Annotated in this window: 22 protein-coding genes; 16 read left to right on the forward strand and 6 right to left on the reverse strand. The window is 70.6% G+C overall.

Translation table 11 applies throughout. The features are described from left to right. Positions 1-24 precede the first annotated feature (24 nt). The gene (locus tag ABZX02_RS42870) at positions 25-2,910 is read right to left on the reverse strand and encodes a tetratricopeptide repeat protein (RefSeq protein ID WP_355307676.1); all 2,886 of its coding nucleotides are present in this window, start codon (positions 2,908-2,910) and stop codon (positions 25-27) included. A 120-nt stretch (positions 2,911-3,030) separates the two neighbouring features. Here ABZX02_RS42870 and ABZX02_RS42875 point away from each other — a divergent pair, with 120 nt between their 5' ends. From ABZX02_RS42875 to ABZX02_RS42905, 7 genes are all read left to right on the forward strand, one after another. Beyond that, positions 3,031-3,603 (forward strand): hypothetical protein, encoded by a 573-nt coding sequence (locus ABZX02_RS42875; RefSeq protein WP_355307678.1) that lies wholly within the window; start codon positions 3,031-3,033, stop codon positions 3,601-3,603. 80 nt (positions 3,604-3,683) lie between these two features. After that, positions 3,684-4,616, forward strand: coding sequence for a hypothetical protein (locus tag ABZX02_RS42880; protein ID WP_355307680.1), 933 nt, complete (start codon positions 3,684-3,686; stop codon positions 4,614-4,616). A gap of 508 nt (positions 4,617-5,124) precedes the next feature. Then, the gene (locus tag ABZX02_RS42885; protein ID WP_355307681.1) at positions 5,125-6,246 is read left to right on the forward strand and encodes an extracellular solute-binding protein; all 1,122 of its coding nucleotides are present in this window, start codon (positions 5,125-5,127) and stop codon (positions 6,244-6,246) included. Continuing rightward, on the forward strand, positions 6,243-7,160 hold the full coding sequence (locus ABZX02_RS42890; RefSeq protein ID WP_355307683.1) for an ABC transporter permease: 918 nt from the start codon (positions 6,243-6,245) through the stop codon (positions 7,158-7,160). Before ABZX02_RS42885 ends, ABZX02_RS42890 begins: the two co-directional genes overlap by 4 nt. Next, positions 7,148-7,930: an ABC transporter permease subunit gene (locus ABZX02_RS42895; RefSeq protein ID WP_355307685.1), complete on the forward strand. Its 783-nt coding sequence runs from the start codon at positions 7,148-7,150 to the stop codon at positions 7,928-7,930. The genes ABZX02_RS42890 and ABZX02_RS42895 overlap by 13 nt, the downstream gene beginning before the upstream one ends. Positions 7,931-7,932: 2 nt before the next feature. Next, a complete protein-coding gene (locus ABZX02_RS42900; protein ID WP_355307687.1) occupies positions 7,933-8,964 on the forward strand; it encodes an ABC transporter ATP-binding protein in 1,032 nt (343 codons plus the stop codon). After that, the gene (locus ABZX02_RS42905; RefSeq protein WP_355307689.1) at positions 8,961-10,094 is read left to right on the forward strand and encodes a low temperature requirement protein A; all 1,134 of its coding nucleotides are present in this window, start codon (positions 8,961-8,963) and stop codon (positions 10,092-10,094) included. Before ABZX02_RS42900 ends, ABZX02_RS42905 begins: the two co-directional genes overlap by 4 nt. Here the strand turns inward: ABZX02_RS42905 and ABZX02_RS42910 are convergent. After that, positions 10,076-11,140 carry a hypothetical protein gene (locus tag ABZX02_RS42910; protein ID WP_355307691.1) on the reverse strand — a complete coding sequence of 355 codons (1,065 nt, stop codon included), beginning with the start codon at positions 11,138-11,140 and terminating at the stop codon, positions 10,076-10,078. The genes ABZX02_RS42905 and ABZX02_RS42910 overlap by 19 nt on opposite strands. A 64-nt stretch (positions 11,141-11,204) precedes the next feature. Between ABZX02_RS42910 and ABZX02_RS42915 the strand changes: the two genes are divergently transcribed. Continuing rightward, positions 11,205-11,600 (forward strand): VOC family protein, encoded by a 396-nt coding sequence (locus ABZX02_RS42915; protein WP_355307693.1) that lies wholly within the window; start codon positions 11,205-11,207, stop codon positions 11,598-11,600. Then, complete coding sequence (locus tag ABZX02_RS42920; RefSeq protein ID WP_355307695.1) at positions 11,601-12,761, forward strand: MFS transporter; 1,161 nt, start codon at positions 11,601-11,603, stop codon at positions 12,759-12,761. Between the two features lie 15 nt (positions 12,762-12,776). Here ABZX02_RS42920 and ABZX02_RS42925 read toward each other — a convergent pair whose 3' ends face one another. Then, positions 12,777-14,048, reverse strand: a complete 1,272-nt coding sequence (locus ABZX02_RS42925; RefSeq protein WP_355307713.1) for a hypothetical protein — start codon at positions 14,046-14,048, stop codon at positions 12,777-12,779. 414 nt (positions 14,049-14,462) lie between these two features. On the opposite strand from ABZX02_RS42925, the gene ABZX02_RS42930 reads away from it, so the two are divergent. After that, entirely contained in the window at positions 14,463-15,065 is a 603-nt protein-coding gene (locus ABZX02_RS42930) for a DUF305 domain-containing protein (protein ID WP_355307697.1), read from the forward strand. 4 nt (positions 15,066-15,069) lie between these two features. Here ABZX02_RS42930 and ABZX02_RS42935 read toward each other — a convergent pair whose 3' ends face one another. Then, a complete protein-coding gene (locus tag ABZX02_RS42935; protein ID WP_355307699.1) occupies positions 15,070-15,396 on the reverse strand; it encodes an antibiotic biosynthesis monooxygenase in 327 nt (108 codons plus the stop codon). Between the two features lie 79 nt (positions 15,397-15,475). On the opposite strand from ABZX02_RS42935, the gene ABZX02_RS42940 reads away from it, so the two are divergent. Next, entirely contained in the window at positions 15,476-16,066 is a 591-nt protein-coding gene (locus tag ABZX02_RS42940; RefSeq protein WP_355307701.1) for a helix-turn-helix domain-containing protein, read from the forward strand. Here ABZX02_RS42940 and ABZX02_RS42945 read toward each other — a convergent pair. Further along, positions 16,059-16,883, reverse strand: coding sequence for an SDR family NAD(P)-dependent oxidoreductase (locus ABZX02_RS42945; RefSeq protein WP_355307703.1), 825 nt, complete (start codon positions 16,881-16,883; stop codon positions 16,059-16,061). The two genes, ABZX02_RS42940 and ABZX02_RS42945, sit on opposite strands and share 8 nt — an antisense overlap. A gap of 1 nt (position 16,884) precedes the next feature. Further along, on the reverse strand, positions 16,885-17,784 hold the full coding sequence (locus tag ABZX02_RS42950) for an SDR family NAD(P)-dependent oxidoreductase (RefSeq protein WP_355307705.1): 900 nt from the start codon (positions 17,782-17,784) through the stop codon (positions 16,885-16,887). 71 nt (positions 17,785-17,855) lie between these two features. Here ABZX02_RS42950 and ABZX02_RS42955 point away from each other — a divergent pair, with 71 nt between their 5' ends. From ABZX02_RS42955 to ABZX02_RS42975, 5 genes are all read left to right on the forward strand, one after another. Next, positions 17,856-18,767: a LysR family transcriptional regulator gene (locus ABZX02_RS42955; protein ID WP_355307706.1), complete on the forward strand. Its 912-nt coding sequence runs from the start codon at positions 17,856-17,858 to the stop codon at positions 18,765-18,767. 77 nt (positions 18,768-18,844) lie between these two features. Continuing rightward, positions 18,845-19,738: an ABC transporter ATP-binding protein gene (locus ABZX02_RS42960; protein ID WP_355307707.1), complete on the forward strand. Its 894-nt coding sequence runs from the start codon at positions 18,845-18,847 to the stop codon at positions 19,736-19,738. Then, a complete protein-coding gene (locus ABZX02_RS42965; RefSeq protein ID WP_355307709.1) occupies positions 19,722-20,447 on the forward strand; it encodes an ABC transporter permease in 726 nt (241 codons plus the stop codon). The genes ABZX02_RS42960 and ABZX02_RS42965 overlap by 17 nt, the downstream gene beginning before the upstream one ends. Before the next feature lie 9 nt (positions 20,448-20,456). Then, positions 20,457-21,608: a sensor histidine kinase gene (locus ABZX02_RS42970; protein ID WP_355307715.1), complete on the forward strand. Its 1,152-nt coding sequence runs from the start codon at positions 20,457-20,459 to the stop codon at positions 21,606-21,608. After that, entirely contained in the window at positions 21,605-22,228 is a 624-nt protein-coding gene (locus ABZX02_RS42975) for a response regulator transcription factor (protein ID WP_355307711.1), read from the forward strand. Before ABZX02_RS42970 ends, ABZX02_RS42975 begins: the two co-directional genes overlap by 4 nt. The last annotated feature ends 443 nt before the right edge of the window (positions 22,229-22,671 follow it).

Here is a 22,671-nt window from a genome sequence, read left to right on the forward strand (position 1 = left end):
GCGAGGCCGGGGCGATTGCCTCGTTCAGCGTTGACCGCACGCGCAGTCCAGCGCCGCGCGTTCCTCCGGCACTTCTTCTGCTTCGGGTTGTCCGAGTTCGCGGAAGATCGCCTCGGCGGCGTCCCAGTGCGGGACGGCATCGGCGTGCCGGCGCAGGTCGTGCAGTGTCCGGGCCACGCCGATCTCGCCGTGGGCCTGGTTGGAGAGGTTGCCGGCACGCATCGCGACGTCGAGCGACCTCCGGTAGAGCAGCAACGCTTCACCGGGCCTGCCGCTGTCCCGTTCGGTAGCTGCCCGGTCGCGGGCAAGCCTCGCGTGCAGGTCCGGGTCGCGCAGGTCCTTCGCGATCTTGTCCGCGCGGTCGTGGTTGCGCAGCGCGAGGTCGAGCTGACCGTCCAGGCGGTGGGCGTCGGCGATGTTGGTCAGCGCGAAGGCGGCGGTGCACGCGTCACCGAGTTCGGTGGCGATCTCGTGCGCTTCGAAGTGCGTCGGGATCGCCTCGTCGAAGTGGCCGAGGTGCTGCTGGATCGCACCGAGGTTGTTGAGGGCGTGAGCCAGCCCGTGCCGGAAACCGATCTCCCGCAGGATCTCGACGGCCTTCTCCTGCTGCTCCAGCGCCACGTCGTAGTGGCGGTGCTGCTCGTTGATGAAGCCCAGCGAGCTCAACGCGTGGGCGCGGCCGCGGAGGTCGCCGCACTCCTCGCACTTCGCCTGCGCGGCCTCGAAGTGCTTCATCGCCTCGTCGTGGTCGCCGAGCTGCAGTGAGGACACGGCGAGGGCGCCCAGCGCCACCGCCTCGCCCGCCGCGTCCTTGAGCCTGGTCCACCGCTCCAGCGCCTGCCCGGCTAGGTCCCGCGCCTCCGCGTGACGGCCGCACCGGTCGTTGGCGGTGGAACGCCGTTGCAGCACGTGGGCCTGGCCGTGGTCGTCCTCGGGCCAGACCTTCTCGACGGCCTTGAGCCAGTCCTCGAAGCGGTTTGCCGTGTTGAAGTGGCGCCAGATCAGCGCTGCCAGCCGCCAGGCGTGGTCCGAGTCCGCGTGGGTGATCGCGGCCATCACGTTGTCGCGTTCGGCCGTGATCCACGCCAGGGCTTCTGGCTCCGTCGAGAAGCGGAGTGCGAACGTGCTTTCGCGGTCCGCGGTGGGAGATGCCAGGCGGTCGAACGGGTACGCGACGTTCACCGCTCCCGCCAGCGTCACCAGGTAGTAGTCGAACAGGCGGGTCAGGGCGTCGGTCGGGCGGTCGCCGGCCGCGGCGAACTCCTTGATGGAGTCGAGCATCTGGTAGCGGTCCGGGGCGACCTCCTCCAGCAGGCACACCTCGTGCAGGTCGTAGAGCAGCCTGCGGATGTCGGCCGTGCCCAGACCGGCGAGGGCCGCCGCGCCGACGAGGTCCACGTCCGGACCCGGTAGGTGGCCGAAGAGGCGGAAGAGGTGTTGCTGGCGGTCGTCGAGCTGGCCGTACGAGGCGCGGATCGCGGCGGCGCCCTCCTGCCACTGGTCGCTGTCGTCCATCAGGCCGAGCAGGTGGTCGAGGGACCAGCGGTCGTGCTTGCGCAGCAGCGCCGCCGCGATGGTGATCGACACGGGCAGGTAGCCGCAGCGCTTCACCAGGCCCGCCACGTCGGCCTGCTTGCCTCGCGCTCGCGGTCCGACCAACGTCAGGAACAACGCCGCGGCGTCGTGCGGCGGCATGGGGGTCAGGCGGACGTGTTCGCTGATGTCCGGCTCGCCCATCTTGCGGCTGGTGACGATCGCGAAGCAGTCGCTCGCCTCGGGCAGCAGCGGCCGGATCTGGTCCGGCGACCAGGCGTTGTCGAGCACCACGAGGGTTTTGGTGCCGTAGAGCTGGGTTTGGTAGAGCGTTGCCTTGCGGCCCACGGTGTCCGGGATCTGCTCGGCCGGCACGCCGAGTTCGGTGAGCAGCTGGGTCAGGGCCTCCGACACCGACATCGGGGTCACGCCGGGGGTGAACCCGTTGAGGCGCACCAGGAGCTGGCCGTCCGGGAAGCGGGAGCGGAGCCGGTGCGCTGCTTCGACGGCCAGGCCGGTCTTGCCGACGCCGGGGGCGCCGCTGATCCACACCGCGCGCCGTTCGTCCGACCCGGCCGCGGCCGCCTCGATCGTGGCGAGCTCCTCGTCCCGGCCGGTGAAGCCTCCTGGACGGGAGGGCAGCGAGCTCACCGGCTCGCCGCGCCGCGCGCGTTCCGCGAGGTTGCGCAGCACCGTGCCCGGTTCGAGACCCAGGTCGGCGAGCGCCTCGGACGCCGTGTCGAACGCCCTGATCGCGCCGGCCCGGTCGCCGCCCGCGATGAGGGCGCGCATCAGCAGCTCGGCGTACTTCTGGTTGTCCGGGTTCGTGCGGACGGCCCGGCGCATCCGGTCGCGCGCGGAACGGTGGTCACCGGCGAGCAGCTCCAGCTCGGCCAGGTCGCCCAGCACGTCGAGGTACGCCTCGTCCGGCGGGATCACCTCGGTGCCGCCGATCCGGTCGATGTTGATGTCCTCGAGGAAGTCGCCCCGCCACAGCGCCACGGCCTCGCGCAGCAGGTGGACGGCGCGCCGCTGGTCGTTGTCCTGCAGTGCCTCGGCGGCCTCCGTGCGCAGCCGGTCGAACCGGACCGCGTCGATCCGGTCCTTCTCGACGCGCAGCACGTAGCCGGTGGCCGTGCGTTCGATCTCGGCGTCGGTGCCGTCGAACGCCTTGCGCAGCTTGTTGATGTAGCCGCGGACCAGGGTGCGCCGTTCCGGGTGGTCCGGCCACACGACCTCGGTGATCCGTTCGGGTGACACGGGCTTGTTCGCGTTCAGCAGCAGCACGACGAGGATGAAGCGTTGTTGCTGGTCCCCCAACGACACGGTGGTGTGGTCGTGCCACGCCTCCAGCGGACCCAGCACACGAAATTCCACGCCGTCCTCCTGCTATCAGGTTTCCTTCTGGGTGGAATGTCGCGCAAGGGCCCTTTGGTGTGTCAGCGAATCAGCTTTTTGTCCACGTTTGATCAACGCCCACGCGTGACGGTGCACGGCATGGTGCCAGAAGTGCTGCCGTGTTACCTGGTCTGCGACGTGTCGTTCTCGATGACCGACCACCTCGACGAGGTCAACGCGGGGATGCGCGAGTTCCGCGGCGTGGTGCACGCGGACCGGCGGGCGGCCGCGCAGATCCGCCTGTGCGTCGTCGTCTTCGCGGACAGCCCGCTGGTCGTCCGGCCGCTGCTGCCCGCGCTCGACCCGGCGGAGCTGATCCTCCCGCGGCAGGAGTCGGGGTCCGACTTCGGGTCCGCGTTCACGCTCCTGCGCACGGTCATCGAACGCGACGTGCACGCCCTCAAGGCGCAGGAGCACCGGGTGCGGCGGCCGGTGTTGTTCTTCGTCTCCGACGGCAGGCCCACCGACCCCGCGTGGCCCGACGCGCTCGCACGGCTGACGGCCACCGCGGCGTGCCCGGAGATGATCGCGTTCGGCCTCGGCTCGGTCGACCAGCCGACGCTCGGCCGCATCGGCACCTCCCGCGTGTTCCTCGGCCGCGACGGCGTCCGCCTCGGCACCGCGCTGGCCTCGTCGGTCGCGCGGACGGTGCGGCGAGCGGAGCACGTGTGACGAATCCACGGCGTGTCCACTTCTCGTCCACACGCCGGCCGCACCCTGCCTCCGCCGCACGGGAGAAAGGAGATCGGGAGATGATGACGAACCTGGTCCGGGAGCTGAAGACCCTCCGCAAGGGGCGGGGTGTGCACGCCGGCCGGATCGCGGACAGGGTCGGCCCGTCGCTGGCCGCCGCCTGCGGGATCACCAGCGCGGACGGGTCGGTCGCGGCGAAGCAGAAGCTCGTCACCCGGCTCACGGAGCTGGTCGAGCAGCTGCCGGAGGACCTGCAGCTGGCGGCACGGGCGGCGTTCGGCCTGATCGCCGACGTCCGGCAGCCGCTCTACCAGGAGCGCGTCACGTGGGTGGCCGCGCGGATCGACCGCGACTCGCGGACCGTGCGCCGACGCGTGGACGAGGCCGTCGAGCAGCTGGCCGAACTGGCCGCCACGACGTCCCCGCGCTCGGACGGCGGCTGGCACACCGCCGAGCTCAGCGTCGCCGTGGCGCTCGACCAGGTGCAGCCCGAGGTGCTCGAGCGCTACCAGATCGTCGCCGACCAGGACGGCGTCGAGTCGCTCGACTTCTCCTCGGCCTTCCCGGTGCGCCGGCGCGACGTGGACGTGCACCTGCTCTACGGCGGCACGCTGCACGAGCGCGGCGAGGGCGGCCGCCCCGGCTTCACGCTGGTCCCGGCCCGTCCGCTGGGGCGTGGCGAGACCCTCGAGTTCGCGATCCGCTACCGGATGAAGCACCGCGACGCCATGCACCCGTGCGTGCTGCACGTGCCCGAACGGCCGTGCGAGCTCTTCGACCTGCGCGTGCGGTTCGAGCACGACCGCAAGCGGCTCGTGCGGGCGTTCGACGGCGTGCTGGCGCAACGCTCCGAGGCCGAGCCGGTCGGACAGACGCAGACGGTGGACCGGGCGGGGGAGATCCACCTGCGGTTCCGCCGGCTGCTGCCCGGACTGGTCTACGGCGCACGGTGGGGCGGCGCGGCGGTGTGTTCGGCGCGCCGCGCCTCGTGACCTGCGGTTCGCGCACCGGGGGGTCGCGAACCGCAGGTCAGGACCGGCGGGGTTCGTACCAGGTCTCGCCGACCGGGTCGCCCGCCATGTTCCACGCCCAGACGCGCGTCGGCGTGATCCGGCTGTAGACGCCCGGCCCGACGAGGCCCGTGCGCTCGGCCGGGTCGTCGGCGACGCCGTAGACCCGGATCGCCCGGCCGGCCGTCCTCGTTGATCGTGGCGAGGCGGGCCAGCGGCTGGGCGCGCATGTAGGCGAGCTCTTCCTCGGTGAACATGCCCCTCATACGAACAGAGGTGCGCGGGTTCGACAATCGGGTTCGTCCACAAGCGACGCACCTGACCACCGCGCCGATCCGGGTATCGGGATCCCGGCACAACACCGGGACGAAGCTCGGAAAGCATTCAGCAGCAACCCCCAGGGCACCGAGAATTCACGGTTGGAGTCGAGAAGGTCTCAACCGGCGCGGCTCGCTTGACAACGAAAGCATCCCGAGCCAAAGCTCCGCTGGTGCTGAAGCGAGGGAACGTCACCACGAAGATGATTGGTGTCGGCGCGTTGGTGCTGGCGATGGCCGCTTGTGGCGCCCCGCCCGCCAAGGAGACGCCGGCCGGTGCCGCCGGAACCGCGAAGTCCGCGAGCGAGTTCGGCGGCATGGACAAGCTGGTCGAAGCGGCCAAGAAGGAGGGCAAGCTCAACGTCATCGCGCTGCCCCCGGACTGGGCGAACTACGAGAAGGTCATCGAGGCGTTCAAGACCAAGTACGGCATCGAGGTCAAGTCGGACCAGCCCGACGCCTCCAGCCAGGAGGAGATCAACGCCGCCAAGCAGCTCAAGGGCACCGACCGCGCGCCCGACGTGTTCGACCTCGGCCTGAACGTGGCGCTGGCCAACAAGGACCTGTTCGCGCCCTACAAGGTCAGCACCTGGGAGGACATCCCCGCCGAGCTCAAGGACGCGGACGGCGCGTACTACGGCGACTACGGCGGCTTCATGTCGATCGGCTACGACGCCGCGAAGGTGCCCGCGCCGACCTCGGTGAAGGACCTGCTCAAGCCCGAGTACAAGGGCAAGGTCGCGCTGAACGGCGACCCGACGGCCGCCGGTGCCGCGTTCTCCGGTGTCGTGATGGCCGCGCTGGGCAACGGCGGTTCCGCCGACGACATCGCGCCCGGTGTCGAGTTCTTCAAGCAGCTCAAGCAGGCCGGCAACTTCCAGCCGGTCGACCCGTCGCCCGCGACGATCGAGTCCGGCCAGACGCCGGTCGTCATCGACTGGGACTACACCAACGCCGCCCAGACCGAGAAGCTCAAGGGCAAGCTCGACTGGAAGGTCGTCGTGCCGGCCGAGGCGCAGATCGGCGGCTACTACAACCAGGCCATCAACAAGGACGCGCCGCACCCCGCGGCCGCGCGCCTGTGGCAGGAGTTCCTCTACTCCGACGAGGGCCAGAACCTGTACCTGCAGGGCCTGGCGCGCCCCGTGCGCCTCGACAAGATGGGTGACAAGGCGGACAAGGCGGCGAAGGACAAGCTGCCGAAGACCGACGGCAAGCAGGTGTTCCAGACGCAGGCCCAGGCCGACAAGGCCAAGGCCGTCCTGACCGCGACCTGGGCCCAGGCCATCGGATGACCGCGGTCGCTCCCGTAGCGACGACGCCCGGCGGCTCCACCCCGAAGAAGGGTGGGGCCGCCGGTCGGCCATCTGCGGCCGCCTGGCTCGTCGCGGTGCCGTTCCTCGCGTTCGCCGGCACCTTCCTCGTCTACCCCACGGTGCTCGTGCTGGTCGGGGCCTTCCAGGACTCGAACGGCGCGTTCACGACCGAGAACATCACGACGCTGTTCACCGGTGTCGTGTTCGACGCGTTCGTGCTCAGCATCGAGCTCTCCGCGCTCACGGCGCTCATCGGCGCGATCTTCGGCGCCCTGCTCACGTGGGCGATCGCGGTCGGCAACCCCGACGGGATGCTGCGCCGGGTCGTCGTCGCGGCCAGCGGTGTGCTCGCCCAGTTCGGTGGCGTGCCCCTCGCGTTCGCGTTCCTCGCGACGGTCGGCTTCGAAGGTCTCGTCACGAAGTTCCTGCGTGACAACGTTGGCATCGACCTGTTCGCCGGCAGCGCCTGGCTGTTCGAACTGCCGGGCCTCACGCTCGTCTACACGTTCTTCCAGATCCCGCTGATGGTGATCGTGTTCCTGCCCGCGCTCGACGGGCTGCGGCCGCAGTGGCGCGAGGCCAACGCGTCGCTGGGCGGCACGAGCTGGACCTACTGGCGCCACGTCGGCGGCCCGATCCTCACGCCGCCGTTCCTCGGCGCGCTGCTGTTGTTGTTCGCCAACGCCTTCAGCGCCTACGCCACGGCCGCGGCCCTCGTCTCGCAGGGCAGCCCGATCGTGCCGCTGCAGATCCGCGGATTCCTCACCGGCGAGGTCGTGCTGGGCCAGGAGAACCTCGGCAAGGCGCTCGGCCTTGGCATGGTGATCGTGGTCAGCATCGCCATGGGCGTGAACGTGCTGCTGCAGAAGAGGGTGGCCAAGTGGGTTCGCTAGTGAAGCAGCGCGTCCTGCGCACGATCATCCTGCTGGTCCTCGGCGTCTACTTCCTGCTGCCGCTGATCGCGATGGCGGAGTTCTCCACGCGTGGCAAGGGAGGCAGCCGCAGCCTGGAGTCCTGGACGTCCATCGTCGAGGACGAGGGCCTGATGTCCGCCCTGGTCAACTCGTTGCTGCTGTCCGTCACGTCCGCGGTGCTGATGCTGGTGCTGCTCGTGCCGACCATGGCGTGGCTCCGGCTCCGGCTCCCGCAGCTGCAACGCCTCGTGGAGTTCCTCTGCCTGCTGCCGCTCGCGATCCCCGCGATCGTGCTCGTGGTCGGCATGGCGCCGCTCTACGCGTGGGTGAACTACTTCTTCGGCGACTCGGCGCTGACGCTCACGTTCGCGTACACGATCCTGGTGCTGCCGTTCGCCTACCGCGCGATCGACGCCGGACTCGCGGCCATCGACCTGAAGACGCTGGCCGAAGCCGCGCGCAGCCTCGGCGCGTCGTGGCTCACGGTGCTGTGGAAGGTCGTCGTGCCGAACATCCGCGTGGCGCTCATCGGCGCCTCGCTGCTGTCGGTCGCGTTGGTGCTCGGCGAGTTCACCATCGCGTCGTTGCTCAACTTCGAGACGCTGCAGGTGCAGGTGAACCTCCTGGGCAAGCGCAACGCGGGCGTGTCCATCGCGGTCTCGTTGCTGTGCCTGCTGTTCGCGTTCGTCCTTCTGTTCGCACTTTCCTACGTCGGCCAGCGGCGCCGTCAGACCGTGGTCGAGGAGTGAAGATGGGTCACCTGGAACTCAAGGGGCTGCGCAAGACGTTCGGCGGCAACACCGCGCTGGACGGGCTGGACCTGGAACTGGCCGAGGGCGAACTCGTGTCGCTGCTCGGCCCGTCGGGCTGCGGCAAGACCACGGCACTGCGCATCGTCGCGGGCTTCGAGACGGCCGACTCCGGCACGGTCACCGTGGGAGGCAAGGACATCACGCGCGTGCCCGCCAACAAGCGGGACATGGGCATGGTGTTCCAGGCCTACAGCCTCTTCCCGAACATGACCGCGGCGCAGAACGTCGCGTTCGGCCTGAAGATGCGCAAGTCCGACGGGCGCAAGGCGGGCGAGCTGCTGGAGCTGGTCGGCCTGTCGCACCTCGGCGGCCGCTACCCGCACCAGATGTCGGGCGGCCAGCAGCAACGCGTCGCGCTCGCCCGCGCGCTGGCGATCCAGCCGCGCGTGCTGCTGCTGGACGAACCGCTGTCCGCGTTGGACGCCAAGGTCCGCGTGACGCTGCGGGACGAGATCCGCCGCATCCAGACGGAGCTCGGCATGACGACGTTGTTCGTCACACACGACCAGGAGGAGGCGCTCGCCGTCTCCGACCGCGTCGGCGTGATGTCGCACGGCCGCCTGGAGCAGCTCGACGTCCCGTCCGTCGTCTACCGCGAGCCGAAGACGGCGTTCGTGGCGCAGTTCGTCGGCGTCACGAACTCGGTGGAGGCCAAGGCGGAGGGCCAGACCGTCGTGGTCGGCGGCGTGACGCTGCCGGTCTCGCACGACCAGCCGTCCGGCAGCGACGTGCGGCTGATCGTGCGGCCGGAGGACATCGGTGTTTCCGCGCACGACGGCGACTCCGGTGGCAAGATCGTGGGCGACGTGCTGACCCAGTCGTTCCTCGGGCCGGTCACGCGGATCTCGGTGAGGGTGGGGGAGCAGGTGCTGCGCATCGACCAGCCCTCCAACACCGCGTCCGCCTACCAGCCGGGCACGCGGGTGGCGCTCGACCTCAGCGAATCAAGGATCATGGTGGTACCGGGATGATCAGGAAGCTCCTCGCGCGCGACACGGCGGAGGCCCACCGGGTCGCGACGCCGTTGGAGCTGTTGTTCGACCTGAGCTTCGTGGTGGCGGTCGCCCAGGCCGCCGCCTCGTTGCACCACGCCGTCACCGAGAACCACGCCGGTGCCGGACTGATGGCGTTCTGCATGGCGTTCTTCGCGCTCTGGCTGCCGTGGCTCAACTTCACGTGGTTCGCGAGCGCGTTCGACAACGACGACACGCTCTACCGGATCATCACGATGGTCCAGATCGCCGGTGTGCTCGTGGTCGCGTCGGGCATCCCGGCCGTCTTCGAGCACCAGGACTACCGGATCGTGGTCGGCGGCTACGTCGTCATCCGGCTAGCGATGGTCGCGCACTGGCTGCGCGCGTCGCGGGACAACCCGGACCACCGCGCCTGCACCCGCCGGTACGCGGGCGGCATCGCCTTCATGCAGGTGCTGTGGGTGTTGTGGGTGCTGGTCGCGCCGCCCGCCGTGCAGATCCCGCTGTGGGTGCTGTTCATGATCGGTGAACTGCTGGTGCCGGCCTGGGCGGAACGCGCGTCGGCCACGACGTGGCACCCGCACCACATCGCCGAGCGGCACGGGCTGTTCACGCTGATCGTGCTCGGCGAGTCGATCCTCGCGGCCACGCTCGCGTTCCAGAAGGGCTTCGACAGCGGCGTCAACCTGATCTCGCTCGCCGCGGCCTCGCTGGTCATCGTCTTCTCGGTGTGGTGGATCTACTTCGAGGCGCCGACCCACCTGCACAACCTCAAGAAGGCGTTCCTCTGGGGCTACGCGCACCTGTTCATCCTCGGCTCGATCGCTGCACTCGGTGCCGGGCTCGCCGCGTCCGTGGACTACGACCTGCACATCTCGCACGCGCCGGGGACGACGGTCGCCGCGTTCACGACGGTGCCGCTGGCGGTGTTCTTCCTGTTCGTCTGGTACGTGCAGGACTGCCCCGGGCAGGACGGGTTGCGCAAGTACCTGCTGCCGGTCGGTGCGGTGGCGGTGCTGGCGGCGACGTTCGGACCGGCGCCGATCCACGTGACGGCGGGGATCTCGCTGCTGCTCGTCGTCGCGACCAGGCTCTCGCTCGGGCAGCCTCAGCGCGTCGAGGTGTAGGCGCGCATCGCTTCGTGCGAGTCCGGCAGTCCGTACTCGCGCACGAGCATGCTGAAGTTGCCGAACCGGTTGCCGTTGATCAGCCAGGCGCCGGGGGAGGCGACGAGCACGTCGACCAGGCGGCGTTGCGCGTCGTCGAGGTCCTCCGGTGCCGCACCGGACGGGAACGCGAGGTGCAGCGCCTCCTTCACGACGTGGAACGCGCTGGTGCCCGACAGCGCCGGGATCCGGTCGAGCAACGCGGTCAACGTCCTGGCGGTGTGCCGGTCGCCGGTCAGCCGCAGGACGCTGCCCGCGAGCGCGGCGAGGTTGCCCTCGAGGAACGGGACCTGGTCGCTGTCGGGCAACGAGGTGGCGGCGATCAGCTCGTCCACGACCTCGTCCGCCGCGGCCGGGCCGTCCACCGTGCCGAGCGCGACCGCGGCGCCCCAGCGGGCGAGCGGCCGGGTGTCGTCGAACGCGGGACGGCCGCCCAGCAGTCCCATCGCGACGGACGCCGTCGCCGCCACGGCCTCGTCGGGGTCGGCGGTGATCGGGGCGAGCGCGCGCAGGCTGTCCGCCGCCTCCTCGGGGAACCATGCCAGCGCGTACGCGGCCAGGCACCGCACCTGCGGCTCGGAGGTCAGCAGCGCGCGGAACAGCGGGACCCCGGCGCGGACGGCGTCGTAGGCCCGCACCCAGTTCTTGGCGTAGTCCTCGTCGGCGGGTTCGTTCGCCGCGGTCGCGCGGTGCTCGGCGATCGGCAGACCGCCGGGCAGCCACATCTCGTCGTACCCGACCACGATCGAGGCGAGCAGGAACAGCAGGTGCGGCTGCTCCTCGCACTCGGGCGCGGTCAGCGCCTCCAGCAGGAACGGCACCGCATAGGCCGTGGCCTCGTAGATCGTGCCCTGGTGGTAGATGTTGCCGAACAGCTCGCCCAGCGCGTCGGACCGTTCGGTGTCGTCGGCCGACACCAGCGCCCTCAGCTGATCTGGCACGTCCTCGGCGGCGCCGTACGCGTGCTCCAGGGCCGCCCAGTCGATCTCGTCAAGTCCGTTCAGCACGCGCGCCATCCTGTCAGGCGGCGTTTCGCCCCGTTCTGACACCGGGAGTGAAATGATCGTCACCATGACCGGTGTCCGTGAACTCCGCTTGGTCGTCACCGCCGACGACTACGACGAGGCCCTGCGTTTCTACCGAGATGTGCTGGGCCTCGAGCAACGGGCGGCGTTCGCGTCCGACGGCGGCCGGGTCACGATCCTCGAGGCGGGCCGCGCGACGCTGGAGATCACCGATCCGCCGCACGCCGAGTTCATCGACGACGTCGAGGTCGGGAAGCGCGTCGCCGGGCACATCCGGGTGGCGTTCGAGGTCGAGGACTCCGAGGGCACGACCCGCAGGCTCGAGGCCGCGGGCGCCGAGGTGGTCGCGGAACCGACGCGCACGCCGTGGAACTCGCTCAACGCGCGCCTCCAAGCGCCGGCCGGGTTGCAGCTGACGTTGTTCCAGGAGCTGGGCGAGTAGATGACGATCTCCGCTGCCGGGTACCGCGACCTCGCGAACCGGGACGTGCTGGCGTGCGCCGTGGTGACGGTCGCCGCGAAGTTACCGATGTCGATGACGCCGCTGATGATGGTGTTCCTGACCAGGGGACTGCCCGGCGGCTACGTGCTGGCGGCGTCGCTGGTCGCCGTCTACGTGCTCGGCGAGATCCTCGGCGCCGCGGTGCTCGGGCTCTTCCTCGACCCGTCGCGGATGCGCGGGCAGCTGTCGGTCGGGCTGCTCGTGGGCGCGGGCGCGTTCACGACGCTGGCGCTGACGCAGAACGTCACGGTGCTCGCGATCGCGGCGTTCGTCGCGGGGGCCGGGCCGTCGACGACGCCGGGCGGGTTGCGGGCGATGCTGCTCGGGCTGGTGCCGGACGCGTTGGTGCCCAAGGCGATGGGCTTCGACGCCATGATCACGCAGGTGGTGTGGGCGGTGGCGCCCGCGCTGGTGACGGTGCTGGCGCTGAGCGTCGACCACCGGGCGCCCGTCGTGGTGTCGGTCAGCCTGGTCGTGGTGGCGGCGTGGCTGGTTTTCATCCTGCCGCGCGGGCACGTGACGTCGCGGTCCGGCACGGCGAAGCCCCGTGTCGTCGCGTCGGCGTGGCCGATCTACCTCGTGAGCGCGGCGGCGCTGGTGCAGCTGGCGATCGCGGAGCTGGTGCTGCCCGCGCTGCTGGAACACCGGGGGATCGCGATCGGCTGGATCGGGCCGCTGCTCATGGGTTTCGCGGCGTGCAGCGCGCTGGGCGCCGTGTTGTACGGGTTGAGGCCGTGGCCGGGGACGTTCCGCACCCAGGGGCTGGTGCTGCTGGTCGTGACGGCCACGTGCGTCGGCGCGCTGGCGTTGTTCCCGAACCTTCCGGGCATCGCGGGTGCGTTGCTCGCCGCAGGGCTCTTCCAGTCGGGGGTGCTGGTGACGCGCAGTCTCGCGTTGCGCGAACGGCTTCCGGTCGGCGCGCACGCCGCGGGGTTCTCGATGATGTACGCGGTGACGGGCGCGGGTTATGGGCTCACGGCCGTGGTCGCCGCTTGGGCGATGGACGTCGGCAACCCGGTGTGGGCGGTCTTCGGCGGTGTGGCGGTCACCCTGGTCCTGACAGCAGTCAGCGCGGCTGCCGAACGCCGGCAGCCGCGCTGATCTGGGTGGGAACTCCTACCCGCGGTAGAAGTTGCCCTGGGTCTGCACGTTCAGCTCGTCCGTGCGGAACAGCTTCGCGACGAACGTGCGCGGGTCGCGCATGTCGATGACGTCGAAGCCGCGGCCCATCTCCGAGGAGTAGATGTAGCCGTTGTACCAGTAGGTCGACCAGGTGCCGCCACCCGCGAGGTTCGGCATCGGGCCGCGCTCGAAGAAGCCGATCTCACGCGGCTTGCTCGAGTTCGTGAAGTCCCACACCGAGACGCCGCCCTGGTACCAGGACTGGACCATGATGTCCTTGCCGGGAACCGGGATCAGCGAACCGTTGTGCGCGACGCAGTTCTCCGAGTCGGTCTGCATGCGCGGGATCTTGTAGTAGGACTTGAAGACCAGCTTGCGGTCCTTGCCCTTGCCGACGATGTCGTAGATGCCGTTGGCACCGCGCGTCGGGCCGATCTTCTCGTTGCAGGTCGCCGCGCCGCCGCCACCGAGCTCGTCGGTGAAGACGACCTTGGTGCCGCTGTTGTTGAACGTGGCGGAGTGCCAGAACGCGAAGTTCGTGTCGTCCTGCACGCGGTTGATCTCGACCAGGTTCTCGCGGTTCGAGATGTCCCAGAGGACGCCGTCACCCATGCAGGCGCCGGCCGCGAGGTCGAGCTGCGGGTAGACGGTGATGTCGTGGCAGCCGGAGGTGGCCGAGGTGTAGCCGGTCTCGATGGTGCCGGAACGGCCGGGGTTGCCGCCGTCTGGGAACAGGACCGGGGCCTTGAGCAGCGAGGCCGAGGCCGGGTTCTTCACCGGGACCTTGACGATGGAGATCTTGTCGTGCGGCGGCTGGCAGTCCGGGAACGTGGCGTTGGGCGAGTAGGAAGAGACGTAGAGGTACACGTCCTTCTTGTTCTTGCTCGGCACCATCGTGTGGGTGTGCGAACCGCAGGCGGTCTCGACGGCCGCGACGTACTTCGGGGCGGCCTTGTCGCTGATGTCGAAGACCTTGATGCCCTCCCACGACTCCTTGATCGTCGCCGACTGGGAGACGCTGGAGCAGGAGTTGTCGCTGCGCGACGAGTCGGTCGACAGGAACAGCAGGTTCCCGTACACCGAGATGTCGTTCTGCGAGCCCGGGCAGAGGACCTGGGACTTGATCTTCGGCGCCCGCGGGTTGCGGATGTCGTAGATGACGAAGCCGTCGTAGTTGCCGACGAACGCGTAGTTGTCCTGGAACGCGATGTCGGTCTGCGTCGAGCTGAGCGGAGCCTGCTTGTCCAGGTGGGCGACCGGGACCATGTTGCGACTGCGGCTGATCTCGTCGACGCCGGGGAGGCCGGTGGCCCCGTCCGCGCGCGACTCGAGCTGAGCCTCGCTCAGACCCTTGCCGTCGGCGGGCAGATCAGGCTCGGCATACGCGGGCGCGGTCACCGTCGACAGCGTCAGCGCGAGCGCCCCCAGAACCGCCAACGGCGCTCTGCGCCGCCGGGTCGTTGCGCGTGAAGTCACTGCTTTACCCCCTCATTACGGGTTGGTGAGGGGGAGTATGACCCTTTCGCCTTGCTAAGGGCCAGCATCTTTCGGAGGGTTGTGCACTCTTTGTCCACACTCGAAACATCGGACAAGCGACTTGGAGTGATTGTCCGGTTTCGCCGCGTCACAGGCCGTCGCGAGGCCCTGGATCACCGGGTCGTGAACTGTATTGTCCGAAGCATGCGTTCTGGGGTCTTGGTCATCGTGGCGGCGGTCGCGTTGCTGGCGGGCTGCACGTCGGAGCCGCCGTCCGCGCCGATCATCGCGCCGGACACTCCCGGCGGTTCCGCGCCGACGGTCGCGCTCTCCGACGTGACCGGGGTGACCCAGGCGCCGCCGAACGACGCCGACCGCGAGTACGTGGCGATGATGATCGCCCACCACGAGCAGGCGATCGCGATGACCCGGTTCGCGCCGGAACGCGCGCAGAACGAGACGCTGAAGGGCCTGGCCGACCGGATCCGGTTCAGCCAGGAGCCCGAGATCGGCGCGATGAAGCAGTGGCAGCGCACGTTCAACGCCATCGGCACGCACGGCGACCACTCGTCGATGCCGGGCATGGCGACCCAGGAGCAGTTGACCGCCCTGGGGGCCGCGCGCGGCAAGGACTTCGACCGCATGTTCCTGGAGCTGATGATCAAGCACCACGAGGGTGCGATCAAGATGGCGACCGACGTCCGCGCCTCCGGGACCAACGTTCAGGTCGAGGAGATGGCGGACGACGTGGTCGCCACCCAGGACGACGAGATCAACCGCATGAAGAAGCTGCTGACCGAGATCTGACGTCCTACTCGGTGCGCTGCAACGGCAGCACCATGTCCTCGGCGTGCTGGAACGTCTCGACCGCGTTGCCGGTGACGTGCCGCGCGATGCCGCGGTTGCGCTTGTGCGCCTCGCGGAACGAGTCGGACTTCACCCACGCCCGGAAGTCGTCCTCGGACTCGAACTCGTTGACCGACACGTACGGCTGGTCCTCGCGGGTCGGCTTGAGCAGCGTGCTGCGCAGCAGGCCGGGGACTCCGGGCAGGTACGTGCGCATGTTGTCGCGGAAGTGGGCCTCGAACTCCTCCGCCCTCTCGGCGGGCACGAACAGCCGGTTGGTCGCGATGAACATGCAGGCCTCCTGATTCCGACGCTCTGTCGGGAACTATTCCAACTCCCCGTCGGGAAATCAAGCGCGATACGATCCCGGTGTGCCGAGGATCAGCGCAGACACCGTGGCCGAGCACCGGGCCAACCGGTTGCGCGCCTTGCTGGACGCCGGGCGGGACATCGTGGCGACCGAGGGAGCGGAGGCGCTGACGCTCGCGTCGCTCGCCCGGCGGGTCGGGCTGTCGCGGCCGAGCCTCTACGAGTACTTCCGGTCGCGTGAGGAACTGGTCGCCGCGATCGTGTCGGACGCGCTGCCGGAGTGGGCGGACAAGCTGGAGGACGCGGTCAACAGCGCGTCGTCCGTGCCCGCGAAGATCGAGGCGTACCTGCGCACCGAGCTCGCGATCATCACCGACGGCAGCCACGGCGCCGTGGTGGCGTTGTCCGCGCACACGCTGCCGGACTCGTCGCGCGAGCAGATCCGGGCCGAGCACGAACGGTTGCTGGCGCCGCTGGTCGGGGTCTTCAAGACCGCCGGCGTGGAGCGCGCGGCGTTGCGGGCGATGCTGGTGCACGCGATGGTCGAGGCGACGTCGCGGATGATCACGCCGGGGCGCAGCGAGCACAACGAGGCGGTCATCGCGACGTTGCTCGACCAGGTGGTGCACGGGCTGGACAAGCCCATCAGCTGAACGGCACGACCTCGCCGTGGCGGACGAGCTCGCCGTGCTGCGCGGGGTCCAGCGGGCGGAAGGCCAGGTCCAGCAACGCCTTCGCGGCCTCGGCCGGGGCCGGGGCGCCGCCGACGTCCCACCACAGCGCGGACGTGGGTGTGTTGATCATGCCGGGACAGGCCGCGGCGACCAGGATTCCCCTGCGCAGGTCGGATTCGCGGCGTTCGCGCGCGAGCACCCGCACGGCGGCGACCTGACCGATCTTGGACGGGATGTTCACGAAGCCGGGCCACGCACCGGCTTTCGCGCTGCCGTCCGCCACCTCGTCCCGCCAGCGGGCGATCTGCTCGTCCACCTCGTCCACTGTGGACGGCTCGGTGAACCGCCGGTGCAGCACCGGTGCGAGGTGGCGGAGGGTGCCGAGCGAGCTCGCGACCACGATCAGCCTGCCGTTGTCGTTGATCAACGGAGCGAAGGCCTTCAGCAGCCTGGTGGTGCCGAAGTTGTTGACCTGGGTGTAGTCGTCGATGACGGCGCGCGGGTCGTCGCCGGGTCCGACACGCATGACGGCGTTGCCGAAGACGATGTCGACGCCGCCGTGCCGTTCTTCCAGCTGTGCGGCGAGTTTCGCGGCGGCACCGGGGTCCGCGACGTCCAGCAGTTCGCCGCGGACCCGTGCGCCGCCGCCGGGCACCGACTGCACGGCCTCGGTGATCCGGTCGATGTTCCGGCCGGTCAGGTAGACGGTGTCGGCGGGGCGCAGGCGGTGGGCGAGTCCTTCGACCAGCGCCAGTCCGAGTCCCTGGGTGGCGCCGGTGACCAGTGCGACCGTCATGTCAGGCCTTCGCGAGGAGGGTCTCGGAGTAGGCCCACAGCCGGGCCGCGTTGTCCGGGTCGAGGGCGAACCGGGCCACGCCGCGCATCGGGGGCGTCTCGTCGCGGTGGTCGGCGACCCGCGTCTCGGCGCAGTCGTCGAAGTACCGGCCGCCGATGCCTTCCAGCAGCGGTGACGTGGCCACGAAGACCGACGTCGCCGCGCCCTGCTCCGTCGTCTTGATGATCGCCGGGTCGACGTCGCTCGGTCCGATGTGCCGCTGCAGGTTGGTGTAGATCGCGCCGGGCATGACGGCGTTCGCGGTGATGCCGTCGGCCGCCCAGCGGCGCGTCGCCTCGACCGCGAACAACACGTTGGCGGTCTTGCTTTGGCCGTAGGCACCCCACGGTTCGTAGGGCCGGAACGCGTAGTGCACGTCGTCAAAGATCACCGGCGACAGCATGTGGCCGCGCGAGGTGACGGAGACGACGCGGGCGCTGCCGGCTTTGAGAGCGTCGTGCAGGCCGGTGGTGAGCGCGAAATGGCCGAGGTGGTTGGTGGCGAACTGCCATTCCCAGCCCTGCTCGGTGTACCGCTCGGGGCTCGCCATGACGCCCGCGTTGTTGACCAAGATGTGCAGAGGGCCGCGCCAGGCGCGGGTGAACTCGTCGATGGACGCGAGGTCCGTGAGGTCGAGCCTTGCGACGTCGACCTTCCCGCCGATGTCGCGGGCGACCTCCTCGCCCGCCTCGACGTCGCGGACCGCGAGGGTCACCTCGGCGCCGACGCCGGCCAGTGCGCGAGCGGTCTCCACGCCGATGCCGGACGACGCGCCGGTCACGACCACGCGCTTGCCGGTGAGGTCTATGCCCCGCGCGACCTCGGCCGCGGTGCTGCTGAATCCGAACTCCGTTTCGATCACGCCTTCGACGCTAGGCTCGTTCCGGTCATGCGGGTAGCGAGAGAATCTCAAGTGGGGTATGCGTAAACATCATGGGTCTGGGTGACGCGTCGCTGGTCGCGCTGAGGGTGTTCCGCGAGGTGGCCGAGCGCGGCACGCTGACGGGAGCCGCCGCCGCGCTCGGGTACACGCAGTCCGCGGTGTCGCGGCAGATCGCGGCCCTGGAGCGGGCGGCCGGTGCCGTGCTGCTCGAACGGCGTCACGACGGTGTGCGGCTCACGCCCGCCGGTCGGCTCGTGCTGCGGCGCGCCGCCGCCGCGGTGGACCAGGTCGACGCGGGGGCGCGGGAACTCGCCGGGCTGCCGGACGAGGACGAGAGCACGGTCCGGCTCGGCTGGTTCGCGACAGCAGGAGCCTGGTTGCTCCCACGGGCGCTGACGGCGCTGGCGCGCACGCATCCGTCGATCACCGTGGTGACGCGGGAGGGGAGCACGCCGGCGCTGGTGCGGGCGGTGCGCGCGGGCACCCTCGACGTCGCGCTGATCTCGTCGGCGCCGCCGTTCCGCGCGCCGGACGACGAGATCCCCGCGCTGGAGGTCGACACGCTCGTCGAACGCACGTTGCGGGTGGCGGTCCCGGCGGTGCACCCGTTGGCGCGCAACGACTTCATCGACGTCGAGGACCTGCGCGGGCAGCGGTGGATCTCCGGCCCCGGCGACCAGTGGGTGATGGGGGTGTGGCCTGGCCTCGACGAACGACCCGACGTGGCGCACACCGCGCGCGACTGGCTGGCGAAGCTGCACCTGGTCGCGGCGGGGTTCGGCATCACGACCGTCCCGACGTCGCTGATCGCGGTCGCGCCGGCCGGGGTGCGGGTCCTGCCGGTGCGCGGCGGACCGGCCGAGCGGCGCCGGGTGCTGCTCGCACGGCTGCCGGGACCCGTGCCGGAACCGGTCGCGCGGCTGGCCGCCGCGCTGCGCACCGTCTTCGTCGAGACGGAGTGAGACATCAACCGATCGGTTGATCCTGTTCGGACTCGTCGTTCGATGATCTCCGCGCGCCGTTCTCGGACGCTGGAGGCATGGCAATCATCGAGGTGAGCGACCTCGGCAAGCGGTACGGGCCCCGCGTGGCGGTGGACTCCGTGTCGTTCGAGGTCGCCGAGGGGGAGATCTTCGGCGTGCTCGGGCCGAACGGCGCGGGCAAGACGACGACGGTCGAGTGCGTGTCGGGGCTGCGCACGCCGGACCGGGGGAGCGTGTCGGTGCTGGGGAGGCGGCCTGCCGACGTGCGGGAGTCGATCGGGGTGCAGCTGCAGGCGTCGGAGCTGCCGGAGCGGATGCGGGTCGGGGAGGCGCTCGCGCTGTTCTCGTCGTTCTACCCGTCGCCCGCCGACTGGTCCGAGCGGCTGGGGCTGACCTCGCACCTGAAGGCGGAGTTCGGGCAGCTGTCCGGCGGGCTGAAGCAGCGGTTGTCGATCGCGCTGGCGCTGGTCGGGTCGCCGCGGGTGGCGGTGCTCGACGAGCTGACCACGGGGCTCGACCCGCAGGCGCGGCGCGACACGTGGTCGGTGATCGAGGAGGTGCGGTCGGCCGGGGTGACGATCCTGCTGGTCACGCACTTCATGGAGGAGGCCGAGCGGCTCTGCGACCGGGTGGCGGTGTTCCGCGAGGGCCGGATCGTCGCGCTGGACACGCCGTCCGCGCTGGTGTCGCGTGTGGACGGTGCGACGCGGGTGCGGTTCGTGCCGTCGGTCCCGCTGGACGTGGCGGTGCTGGAGGCCCTGCCGGAGGTCACGTCGGTGACCGTGGCGGGGGAGCAGCTCGTGGTCAGCGGCACGGAGAACCTGCTGCACGCGGTGACGTCGCTGCTCGCGCGGCGGCAGGTCGTGGCACGTCAGCTCCGCGTCGACCAGGTCTCGCTGGACGACGCCTACGTCGCGCTCACCGGGGGTCGTGATGCTGAAGATCGTTGAGATCGAGGCGCGGTTGTTCGTGCGCGATCGGCTGAACTCGTTGTTCGCGTTGGTGTTCCCCAGCGTGCTGTTGCTGGCGCTGGGGGCGGTCCCGGCGCTGCGGACGCCGGACGCGAACTTCGGCGGGCAGCGGTTCATCGACAGCTACATGTCGGCGCTGGTCGTGTTCACGCTGGTGTTCATCGGACTGCAGCGCCTGCCGGCCGTCGTGGCGACCTACCGGGAGAAGGGCGTGCTGCGGCGGTTGTCGACGACGCCGATGCACCCGGCGCGGCTGCTGGCCGGGCAGCTGGTGGTCAACTTCGCCGCGGTGATCTTGTCGGTGCTGCTCCTTATGCTCGTGGGGTACGTCGTTTTCGGCGTCGACCTGCCTCACCACCCCCTCGGCCTGGCGTGTGCCGTGGTGCTGGGAGGCGCGGGCACGTTCGCGCTGGGCCTGGTGATCGCCGCCCTGGCCCCGTCGGCGCGGGCTGCCGGCGGCTGGGCGACGGTGGTGTTCATGCTGCTGATGTTCTTCGGCGGCGTGTACCTGCCGCGGTTCATGCTGCCCTCGGTGATCCAGGCGATCGGTTCGTACACGCCTCCCGGGGTGGAGGCGCTGCAGCAGGCGTGGCTCGGTACCGCGCCGGACTGGAGGAATCTGGCGATCATGGGGCTGGTGAGCCTCGTGGCGGGTACCGTCGCGGCCAAGACGTTCCGCTGGGAGTAGCTCGTGGACATGCCTGCGTTGGACAGGTGGGAGCGCAGGCTCGTCACGATCGCCCGCGTGATCCCGTACTTCGTGCTGACCGTGACGACGGTGCTGTACACGATCTTCACCACGCAGTCGGCGGCGGAGCGCTGGTTCACCTACGGCGTGGTGGCGTTCGGGTTCGTGTGGATGACGTGGTGGTTCACGCTGCATCCCGCGTGGCACCGGCGCACGGAGCTGATGGCCGTGTTCGTCGCGGGCATGGTCGTCTTCTACGCGGTGCTGGGCATGCGCGAGCACTGGTTCGGCGCGGTGTCCTTCGCGGTCTACATGTACGCGAGCGAGGTGCTGCGCGGGCGCTGGATGTTCGTCGTGGTGGCGCTGACGGCCGGGCTGGCGACGCTGTCGTTGTTCGGCGGCTACCCGTCGGAGGCGCCGGCGGCGTTCGGGTTGCTGCTGCTCGTGTTCGTGGTGGTGGCGTGCACCTTCACGTACGTGGGCCACGTGACGACCGAGCAGTCCAGGCTGCGCAAGGAGCTCCTCGAGGAGAACGAGGGGCTGCACGCGCAGCTGCTGGTGCAGGCGCACGAGGCGGGCGTGCAGGACGAACGCCACCGCCTCGCCGGCGAGATCCACGACACCCTGGCCCAGGGCCTCGCGGGCATCATCACGCAGCTGTCGGCGGCGACCCCGTCCGACTGGGAACGCCGCGTGGCGGTGGCCGGGGACCTGGCGCGCGCGAACCTGGCCGAGGCCCGCCGTTCCGTGCACGCGCTGCGCCCGCCGGCGCTGGACTCGGCGGCGCTGCACGAGGCGCTGGACGACGTCGCCTCGGGCTGGTCGAAGCACAACGGCGTGCCGATCTCGGTGACGCTGACCGGAGCCGTGCGCGAGATGCACCCGGAGGTCGAGGTGGCGCTGCTGCGCACCGCCCAGGAGGCCCTGGCGAACGTGGCGAAGCACGCCTCGGCGTCCCGGGTGGGCCTCACCCTGTCCTACATGGAGGACGTCGTGACCTTGGACGTGCGCGACGACGGCGTGGGCTTCGACCTCGCGACCCCGTCCGAGGGCTTCGGCCTGCCCGCGATGCGCCACCGCGTGCACCGCCTGTCCGGCGCGCTGTTCGTGGAGTCCGAACCGGGCGCGGGCACGGCGATCTCGGCCAGGGTGCCCGCGTGATCCGGCTGGTGATCGTCGACGACCACCCGGTCGTGCGCGACGGCCTGCGCGGCATGCTGTCCACCGGCGACTTCGAGGTGGTCGGCGAGGCAGCCTCGGGCGACGAGGCCGTGGCCGTCGTGACCGCCGCGGCACCGGACGTGGTCCTGATGGACCTGCGCATGCCGGGCTCGGACGGCGTGTCCGCGATCGAACGGCTCCGCGACCACCCGTGCCGCGTCCTGGTGCTCACCACCTACGACACGGACCGCGACGTCCTGCCGGCCATCAAGGCGGGCGCCACCGGCTACCTGCTGAAGGACACCCCGCGCGACGACCTGCACCGGGCCATCCGCGCGGCGCACGCGGGCGAGGCGGTGCTGTCCCCGGCTGTTGCCACGAGGCTGCTCGGACAGGTGCGGGAGCCGGCGCTGGAACCGTTGTCGCAGCGGGAGGTCGACGTGCTGGCGCTGGTCGCCAAGGGGTCGACGAACCGGGCGGTGGCGGCGGCGCTGTTCATCAGCGAGGCGACGGTGAAGACGCACCTGCTGCACGTGTACGCGAAGCTCGGGGTGTCGGACCGGGCGGCGGCGGTGGCGGTGGCGTACGAGCGCGGGCTGTTGCGCGGCCGGGAGCGGTGAGCGGCCGCGAGCGGTGAGTGGCTGGGTGGGCGGGGCCGAGTGGGCGAGGCCGCGTGGGTGGGACGCGCCAAGGGCGGGCCGTGTGGTCGGCGGCGTGGTGGTGGCGGAGTGGTGGCGCCGGCTCGGCGCGACGCGAATACGCCGCCGAGTGCGGGGCGGGAGCGGGTGGTGTGACAAGGCGCGGGCCGCTGGGCGCGGGCCGGGCGTGAGTTGCCTGCGGTGCTGGGCGCGGGCCGGGCGTGACGCGCTTCCACAGCTGGGCGCGGACCGGAGTGCGGTCGCGGCGGAGCGCGGCCCTCGTGGGCGGTGCCCGCGAAGCGGTGACCCCCGCGGCGGGGGGGGGGGGGGGGGGGGCCCGCCCCCCCCCCCCCCCCCCCGGGGGGGGGGGGGGGCCCCCCCGAGCAGACACCGCCCCCCGGCGCCGGGACACAAAGCGCCCACGC

Source organism: Lentzea sp. NPDC003310 (genome assembly GCF_040610935.1).
Taxonomy (GTDB): domain Bacteria; phylum Actinomycetota; class Actinomycetes; order Mycobacteriales; family Pseudonocardiaceae; genus Lentzea.